Raw genomic sequence first — 9,117 nt, forward strand, 5'->3', positions numbered from 1 at the left:
ACCTGAAGGAATCCATTCCCGCGCTTGCCGCGGATGCTTTCGACATTTCCGCTTGGGATCCGGCGCATATCAAGTTTCCCGGGTTCTTCAAGCCGATCATAAGCGCGATCCGGGGCATGTGCCTTGGCGGTGGATTCGAGATCATGCTCGCCACCGATATCCGGATTGCGGCGCATGACGCCATCTTCCAGCTGCCTGAGGCGACCCTCGGCTTTGTGCCTGCCGGCGGGACGCTGGTGCGCCTTGTCAGGCAGATCGGTTACGCCCACGCGATGGAGATCATGCTGACTGCGCGACGCTTCACGGCGGCCGAGATGGTCGCCAAAGGCGTGGTCAATCAGGCGGTGGATAGCCGGGACGTCGAGCGTGTGGCGTTTGAAACGGCGCATCATGTCGCAAGCCTGAGCCCGACCGCCGTCCAGACGATCAAGGAAGCCGCTCTCACACTGCAAGACTTGCCGCTGACAGAGGCATTCCGCCAGGAAGCGATCCTGGGGCAGCGGACTTTCAGGAGCGACGATGCCAAGCGTGGCCTTGCTGCTTTCGCCGAAAAGGGGAAGTGACCGTGTCGAGCACTCCCCAAGACCTGGGATCGAATGCCCCGCGCAAAGGCGTCGGCCATCGCATCGGCGTGACGCAGGAGCTGATCGTATTCCTGGTATCGATCGCTCTGTTCGCTTATTTCTCGATCACGCTCGACAACTTTCTCAGCCGGGACAACATCCTCAACCTGATCCGAAACGTCGCCATGCTCGGCATGCTGAGCCTGGGCATGGCGGTCGTCGTGATCGGACGCGGCGTGGATCTTTCGCTGGTCGCGGTGATGGCCGTCTCGCTGACGTTCTCGATTGTTCTGGCCAACCAGGGCTATGCGTTTTCAACGGCCTTGGTGCTCGGCCTTGCCTTCGTCATCGTCGTCGCGATCATCATGGGTTTTCTGATCGCCTATGTCGAAATCCCCGCCATCTTTGCGACCCTTGCCGTATCGGCGATCGTCTACGGACTGGGGCGCGGCGTGATCGCCACGCTCGACGTCAACAATGTTCCGGACAACCTAAACTGGTTCCTGTTCCTGGGGCGCGGCAGCCTTCTTGGCATCCCGGTACCGATCTGGCTTTTCGCGGTCTGTGCCGCCGCGCTCTATTTCCTTCTTCGCAAGACAGGGCTCGGGCGGTTCATCTACGCCATCGGCGACAACATCTCGACCGCGCGGATCACGGGCATTCCCGTCAGGCCGATGATCATCCTCCAATACGTGCTTTCCGGCGTCATGGCCTTTCTCGCCGGCTGCGTGACAGCGGCCTCCGTCGCCAGCATGAACATGAGGATGGTCAATTCGACGCTCATCTACGACGTTCTGCTGGTGGTCATCCTGGGTGGCATCGGCCTCACCGGCGGACGGGGAGGCGTCCGCAACGTGCTGGTCGGCACGGTGCTGATCGGTCTCCTGCTCAACGGCATGACGATCCTCGACATCTCCTACACCGTCCAGAACCTGGTCAAAAGCACGGTGCTGCTTGGAGCCTTGATCGTGGACGCGCTTCTCAACCCTCGCGATGAACAGACGTCGCAGCAGGGAGACATCTGACGCTCAATATCATCCAACGGGAGGAAACCAACATGATGATAGTGAAATATGCCGCGGCAGCGGTCGTGGCCGGCATTCTCTCATTGGGCGCTGCCCATGCCCAGGAGGGCATGGTCGACGAATTGAGACAGCCGACGCTTGATACACTCGCCGGCAAGAAGGTCATCTTCGTGCCGATGTCCATGAGTTTCGATCTGCCGGAGGGTTGGGCGGCGATCATGCAGAAGGAGGCGACACGTGTGGGCTACACCCTCGATATCCGCGACGCCAACTGGAGCACGGATACCGGCACGCGTGCATTGACCCAGGCGATCACCGAAAAACCCGACGTGATCGTGGTGCAGAATTTCGACGTCGCGTCCTACGCACGCACGCTGAAGAAGGCCGAGGATTCGGGGATCAAGGTCATCCAGGTCAACATGAAGTCGAGTTACCAGACGGACGCTTTTGTCGGGGCGGACTGGTATGGCATCGGCCAGTATGCGGCCAATCGCATGATCGAGAAATGCGGCAAGGCGAGCGGCAAGAGCGGCAAGATCGCGATCATCCAGGGGCCGGCGACGGCCGCTGCAAGTGTCTATCAGCTCAATGCGATCTCCGAGACGCTGAAGGGGCATGACGACATCAAGATCGTTTCCAGCCAGACCGGCGACTGGGACCAGTCGAAGGCGCGCGGTATCGCACAAACGGTGATCCAGCAGAACCCAGACCTGTGCGGCATCATCGGCTTTTGGGATGTGATGGACGCCGGAACGGGCGCCGCGATCCAGGAGTCCGGCAAGGATATTTATCTGATCACATCCGGTGGTGGCAACAAGACGGCATGCCAAGGGGTGGAAAACGGAACGTTCAAGGAGGTCATCTCCTACGACGTCGAAGGCCAGGGCCGCGATCTGAACAACGCGATCAAGGTGTTGCTGCAATCGAAGGAAGCAGCAGGCGCCGTGAAGTTCGCGCTGTACACGCCAAACAAGATCATCAGCAAGGACACGATGTCGACGAACAGCTGCTGGGATCTGGATCAGCTCAAGAAGTGATTTCGAATCGGGTCACCGCGCGCAAACGCGGTGACCCTCCCAGCAATGTCTGCAGTCAGGGTCTTGAGATGGAAGCCATCGAGCGCCTCTATTTTCACTATTTTCCGGAAAAGGTGCTTGGCGAAGTGCTGACCAAGCGCTGGAGCGACAACGCCGTTCCCGTGCTTGCGACGATCTTGACGATCGGCTTTTTTGTTCTCCACAATCCGCATTTCTTCACGCTGTCGAGCCTGACGGAAACGTCGCGCCAGCTGTCGGAGTTTTCGCTGGTCGTCGTCGCCATGGGCATTGTCTTGCTTGCTGGCGGCCTCGATCTCTCGGTCGGCAGCGTGTTTGCCCTGGCCAACATCACGGCCCTTATCTGCATCACCTTGCTGGGATGGCCGGTGTGGGCCACCGTGATGGCCACGCTGGCCGTCGGCGCCCTGTGCGGTGCGGTCAACGGCGTCCTGATCGGCTATCTGCGCATCCGGGCGTTCCTGACGACGCTGGTCACGCTGATCATCATCCGATCGATCGTCGATATCCTTCTCCTGCGTTACGCAGTCCAGATCTCGGCGGTTTTCCCGGAGTCCGACCTTTGGTACTTTATCGGAGAAGGTCAGGTCCTTGGCATTCCATTCGCTTTCCTCGTCGCCATTGTCGTCATAGGGCTCTGGCACGTCATCCTGACCAGAGCACGGGCCGGGTGGCATATCACGGCGGTCGGCGGCAGCCGTCGTTCCGCCTACAATGCCGGCCTGCGGGTCAAGTTCACGATCTTCACCACCTATGTCTGGTCGAGCGTGCTCGTGTCGTTGGCCGGTGTGTTTTTCGCCGCACGCCTGGGCAGTGCGGGATCGGATACCGGGGTCGGCCTCGAGATCGCGGCGCTGACCGCCGCCGTCCTTGGCGGCAACAGTCTCGGGGGCGGCCGTGGGTCGGTGGTAAAATCGGTGCTGGGCGCGGTTGTCGTGCTCATTTTGACCGACAGCATGGTTCGCGTCGGGATCAGCGGCGGCATCAGTTCGATGATCCTCGGCATTGTCCTGCTCGCAGTCGTGGCCATCGACGTCCGCTGGCTGAAGAACCGGCACAAGCTTCTGAACAAGGTTTACGTGTCACCGGGCTACTTCCGTCTCCCGGCCCTTCCCGAGACGGACGCCGGATCTGGAAGTCCCTACGCGCTCAACGACCGGCTGAAGGACGTCTCGCTCATTGGCAAGGGCGAGATCGAAGGTCCCGAGGACGTCATCTTCGACCGCAACGACAATCTCTACTGTCCAAACCGGCACGGCGATATCGTTCGCTTCTTCGCACCGGACTACACCAGATGGGAGATATTCGTTCATATCGGAGGCCACCCGCTGGGGCTGGCTTTTGACGCCAGCGAGAACCTGAATGTCTGTATCGGCGGGATGGGTCTCTATCAGGTTTCGCCGGATCGGCAGGTCACAAAGCTGACCGACGAGACCAAGCGGACGGTCCTCTCGGTGATCGACGATTCTCGCCTGAAGCTTGCCGACGATCTCGACATCGCACCGGATGGCCGCATCTTCTTTTCCGAGGCGACCATCCGTTACGACATGCACGACTGGGCGACGGACGCGCTGGAGAGCCGGGGCAATGGCCGCCTGATCTGCTTTGATCCACGCGATCGTTCGACGAAGACGATCCTCAGAAATCTGCAGTTTCCCAACGGGGTCTGCATGGCCGGCGACGGTCAGTCGTTCTTCTTCGCCGAGACCTGGGGCTGCCGTATCAATCGCTATTGGTTCGACGGTCCCAAGAAGGGAACCTGCGAGACGACGATCCCGAACCTGCCGGGGTATCCCGACAACATCAATCGGGCTTCGGACGGAAGCTTCTGGGTGGCGCTTGTCGGCATGCGGTCGCCGGCTCTCGACCTGGCGATGAGAATGCCGTCGTTGCGCAAACGCATGGCCAAGCGCGTGGCCCGTGACGAATGGCTGTTCCCGAACATCAACACGGGCTGCGTGCTGAAGTTCACGCCGAACGGCGAAATCGTGGAATCCTATTGGGATCTGGGAGGCAAGAACCACCCGATGGTGACCTCGATGCGCGAGCACAAGGGCTATCTGTATCTCGGCGGGCTCTACAATGATCGGATAGGCCGTCTCAAGCTGCCCGATGCCGATCCCACATGGACGTCACAAGCGTCCTATTGGGGGGCAACCGCATGAGCATGTCTGGCCGCATCGGCAGTTTCTTCGATAAATTCATGGGCGGGCGTGGCGATCATTCCATCACGGTTCCGGTCATGGACGGCGCGCTCAAGCCCAACAATTACCTCGAACGCATCGCCAGCGTCTCGATGTTGGAGGCGGCCGACAATCTGACGATCGCAGGTGGCCACGTGCTGCTCACCTCCGGCAATCGGCTGGTTGAGCTTCACGACGACGCAAGCACCTCCGTTCGGAGCACTTACGATGCCGAGATCACGTTCCTGTCCGCGTCACCGCAGGGCGCTCTTGCCCTGGGATTAGACAGGCTTGGCATCGCGATTGTCGGCGGTCGCCATGACGGCAAGCGACTGGCCGCGAACCTGTCCGGCCAGCAGCTCAACTGCCCGACCGCCGCTGTTTTCCTGGATGAAGACACGCTTGTCGTCTGCAATGGTTCGGGCGTGCATTCGGCCCTCGAATGGAGCCGGGATCTCCTGAACCTTGGTCGCAGCGGAAGCGTCGTGAAAATTGACCTCGGATCCGGAAAAGCGAGCCTCATCAAAGGAGGACTGGGATTTCCCTCGGGCGTTGGCATTGCCGGGGACGGCAGACTGGTCGTAGCTGAGGCCTGGAAACATCGCCTCCTGGCGCTGGACGTTGCCGGCGGCGGCTCCATTGCCGTGCTTGCGGATTTGCCTGCCTATCCCGGACGGATTCAGCCGGCCAACCAGACTGGGTACTGGCTGACGATGTTTGCGGTCCGCTCCCAGTTGCAGGAATTCGTGCTGCGCGAAAACCGCTATAGGCGCGAAATGATGGAGACCATCGCGCCGGAATATTGGATCGCGCCTACACTTTCGAGCGGACGCAGTTTCAAGGAGCCGTTGCAGGCAGGCAGCGTCATACGACTGGGCATCCACAAACCCTGGGCGCCCAGCCGTTCCTACGGTCTGCTGGTTCGTCTCGATGACAGCTTTCAGCCCATCTGGAGCGCTCACAGCAGGGCCGATGGCCACCGGCACGGCATCACATCCTGCGTCGAAATCCGCGACCGGCTGTTCGTCGCCTCCAAAGGTCGTGGCGAAATCCTTGCGCTCCATCATCTCGGGCCGATAGAGCCGGACGACCTCTCGGTTTTTGAGGAGGCCGCGGCATGATACCGATTGTCGAACTCAAGGGCGCAACAAAGGATTTTCGCGGCAATCCCGCTTTCTCGGATGTCGACTTTCAGCTGCGGCCTGGTGAAATTCATGCGCTGCTCGGCGAGAATGGCGCTGGAAAATCGACGCTGACCAAGATTATAGCCGGCGTCTATCCGCTCAGCGGCGGCAAGATGTTCATCAACGGCCGTGAGGAGAAGCTCGCAACCCCCGCCGAGGGGCTCGCGAAAGGGATAGCCATGGTCTACCAGGAAAATAGCTTGGTCCCGTCGATGTCAGTGGCGCAGAACATCTACCTCGGCAAAGAAAAGCCGTTGAACCGACTTCGCGGCATTTACATTTCCGCGCAGCAGTTTCTTCAATCGCTGAACTTCCACGTGGATCCTTCCGCCATTGTGGGCTCGCTTGGCGCCGCACAGAAGCAGATGGTCGAGATCGCGCGAGCCGTACATCACAAGGCCAAGGTCATCATCTTTGACGAGCCGACCGCAACTCTGACCCCGGAAGAAAAGAGCTATTTCTTCAAGCTGATCAAGAAGCTGAAAGGCGAAGGGGTCTCGATCATCTTCATTTCGCACGCGCTCGAAGAGGCGCTGATGGTCGCAGATTGGATCACGATTCTCAGGGATGGACGGCTGGTCGCGTCTGACAAGGCAACGGCCTTCGATCGTCAGAAGATCATTCAGGCCATGGTTGGCAGAACACTGACTGATGAAATCTACAGCGGCACATCTCGAATGCGCGCGCCGCGCAAACGCGGCGTGAAAGTGCTCTCGGTCGAGAATCTCTCGATGGGCAGCATGGTCCGCAACACCTCCTTTTCTCTCTACGCAGGTCAGGTCACCGGCATCTTCGGACTGGTCGGCTCCGGTCGGACAGAGACGCTGAAGGTGGTCTGCGGTGTCCTGAAGCGCGATTTTTTCCACGGTGGGGAGGTGAAGATTGACGGACAGCCCAAACGCTATTTGGTTCCGGCACCCGCCGTGCGGGACGGTGTCGTCTACGTCACCGAGGAGCGGAAGGCCGAAGGCTTCTTCGAGACGATGAGCATCGCTGAGAACATTTACATGGGGCAGATCGGCGGCCAGTCATACGGTGGGTTCAAAATCGTCTCAATGAAGGAAGCCAGATCCGTGGCCGAGGAATGGCGTAAGCGCCTGAACGTGCGCGCCATCGACCCCGACGCAAAGGTGATCGAGTTGTCCGGCGGCAACCAGCAGAAGATCGTGATTGCCAAGGCCCTGGTCCAGAAGCCCAAGATCGTCATCTTCGACGAACCCACCCGCGGCGTCGACGTCGGCGCGATTGCGGAAATACACGACTTCATCAATCAGCTTGCTGACCAAGGGATCGCGGTCGCGGTTATTTCGTCTTACTTACCTGAAATCCTCAGCCTGTCCGACAGAATACTGATCGCGCGACAAGGAAAGATCGTCGAGGAGATGGACCGCCGCATGGCGACTGAGGAGACGATCATGTACGCAGCCGTGCATTGATGAGCGGCGATCGGAAGGTTACGATCGTTGAGGTGGGTCCTCGTGACGGCCTGCAGAATGAAAAAGGCATCGTTCCAACCGCCGACAAGCTAAACCTCATTCGGCTTCTCGCGGATGCTGGCCTGTCACGGATCGAGGTGACGGCTTTCGTCTCACCGAAGTGGGTGCCGCAAATGGCGGACCATGACGCGGTGATGCGGCAAGCTCCCCGGAGCGCCCGGTTGGTTCGGTCGGTCCTCGTGCCCAATGAAAAGGGAGCCGAAGCCGCCATTGCCGCAGGAGCTGACGAACTGGCAGTCTTTACTAGCGCGTCCGAAAGTTTCGCGTCCAAGAACGTCAACTGCACCATCGCTGAAAGCATGCAGCGTTTCATCGCCGTGGTGCGAATCGCAAAGGCACACGGCCTGCCGGTGCGCGGCTATGTGTCGTGTGCCGTCGATTGCCCCTATGAGGGCGCAATCGCGCCGGGTGCGGTTGCGGCCGTATCGTCTGCATTACGCGACCTCGGTTGCTATGAGATAGCCCTGGCAGACACGATTGGACGTGGTTCGCCTGATCGGGTGGATCTGATGCTGCAGCACGTTCTTGAGCGAATTCCGGCATCGATGCTCGCTTGCCATTTCCACGACACGTCGAAACGGGCACTGGAGAACGTCGACGTTGCGCTGATGCGAAAGATAACCACATTTGACAGTTCCGCCGGCGGTCTAGGCGGTTGTCCATACGCGCCGGGTGCCGCCGGCAATGTTGCGACCGGCGCCATTGTCTCGCACCTCCACAAATGTGGCTACAGCACTGGGATTGATCCAGTCGGACTGCTGATTGCCGAGGACTTCGCCCTAGGCTTGCGCGCTACGGCTAGATGACTGCTCCCGCTACCAGATGCGACGCCGCCCAAGGTGTTGCCATATCGGCTAAGTGTCTGGTTCTGAGCTGAGAGGAGAGAGCAGACCTAGTGACAGATTCCAGTTACTCGTTTTGCCGAATGTCCGCACTAGCGGACTGTGTTCCGAAAGCGGCTCGGCAGCTACCGGCCCCGCAACAGTCTAGCGGCGTTTCTTTGGTGGCCAATCATGGCCGAAGGAGAAACCAAATGGGACGCTCTTGCTACGACCTCACCACCTTCGATCGCCGGGCATGGAATGCAGGCAAGAAAGTCGGAACGAAACGCCCTCTGAAACCTCGGCAGATATGGGCGATACGCTTCTTTCTCGATCGAGAGCGGCGTCTGCGAGACAGAGCGCTCTTCGATCTGGCGATCGACAGCAAGTTGCGCGGCTGCGATCTCGTCAAGATCAAAATCGGCAACCTCGTTGTAGGACCGGAAATCCGACCTCGCGCGATGGTCATCCAACAGAAGACCGGCCGACCTGTTCAGTTCGAGTTGATGAGCGATGTGCGCTCCAGCCTTCTCGCGTGGCTGGACCGACGCGGCGGTACAGTCGATGATTACGCGTTTCCGAGCAGGATCAACCCAAGGACTCACATGAGCACAAGGCAGTATGCCCGTCTCGTTGACGAATGGGTCGAGGCGGTCGGACTTCGACCAGAGGAATACGGAACCCATTCCCTGCGTCGCACCAAGGCCTCGATTATCTACAAAGCGACGGGAAATCTGCGAGCCATCCAGATTTTGCTCGGTCATACCAAGAGAGAACACGGTCCGCTATC

7 protein-coding genes and 1 pseudogene are annotated in these 9,117 nt (G+C 59.6%); all 8 read left to right on the forward strand.

What is annotated here, in order from left to right; translation table 11 throughout:
* Positions 1 to 563: enoyl-CoA hydratase-related protein (locus EOA36_RS17960; protein ID WP_127278774.1), on the forward strand; the 563-nt coding region annotated here is incomplete at its 5' end.
* A 62-nt stretch (positions 564 to 625) separates the two neighbouring features.
* Positions 626 to 1,588, forward strand: a complete 963-nt coding sequence (locus tag EOA36_RS17965) for an ABC transporter permease (protein ID WP_210212420.1) — start codon at positions 626 to 628, stop codon at positions 1,586 to 1,588.
* Positions 1,589 to 1,620: 32 nt separating this feature from the next.
* The gene (locus tag EOA36_RS17970) at positions 1,621 to 2,625 is read left to right on the forward strand and encodes a sugar ABC transporter substrate-binding protein (RefSeq protein ID WP_127278775.1); all 1,005 of its coding nucleotides are present in this window, start codon (positions 1,621 to 1,623) and stop codon (positions 2,623 to 2,625) included.
* A gap of 68 nt (positions 2,626 to 2,693) precedes the next feature.
* Positions 2,694 to 4,808, forward strand: a complete 2,115-nt coding sequence (locus tag EOA36_RS17975; protein ID WP_127278776.1) for an SMP-30/gluconolactonase/LRE family protein — start codon at positions 2,694 to 2,696, stop codon at positions 4,806 to 4,808.
* Positions 4,809 to 4,810: 2 nt separating this feature from the next.
* The gene (locus EOA36_RS17980; protein ID WP_127278777.1) at positions 4,811 to 5,947 is read left to right on the forward strand and encodes a strictosidine synthase; all 1,137 of its coding nucleotides are present in this window, start codon (positions 4,811 to 4,813) and stop codon (positions 5,945 to 5,947) included.
* Entirely contained in the window at positions 5,944 to 7,446 is a 1,503-nt protein-coding gene (locus EOA36_RS17985; RefSeq protein WP_127278778.1) for a sugar ABC transporter ATP-binding protein, read from the forward strand. Before EOA36_RS17980 ends, EOA36_RS17985 begins: the two co-directional genes overlap by 4 nt.
* Positions 7,446 to 8,312, forward strand: a complete 867-nt coding sequence (locus tag EOA36_RS17990) for a hydroxymethylglutaryl-CoA lyase (RefSeq protein WP_127278779.1) — start codon at positions 7,446 to 7,448, stop codon at positions 8,310 to 8,312. The genes EOA36_RS17985 and EOA36_RS17990 overlap by 1 nt, the downstream gene beginning before the upstream one ends.
* A gap of 227 nt (positions 8,313 to 8,539) precedes the next feature.
* Positions 8,540 to 9,117: pseudogene (locus EOA36_RS17995) on the forward strand (tyrosine-type recombinase/integrase); the annotation flags it as partial.

The sequence above is a fragment of the Mesorhizobium sp. M8A.F.Ca.ET.021.01.1.1 genome, assembly GCF_003998025.1.
Taxonomy (GTDB): Bacteria; Pseudomonadota; Alphaproteobacteria; order Rhizobiales; family Rhizobiaceae; genus Mesorhizobium.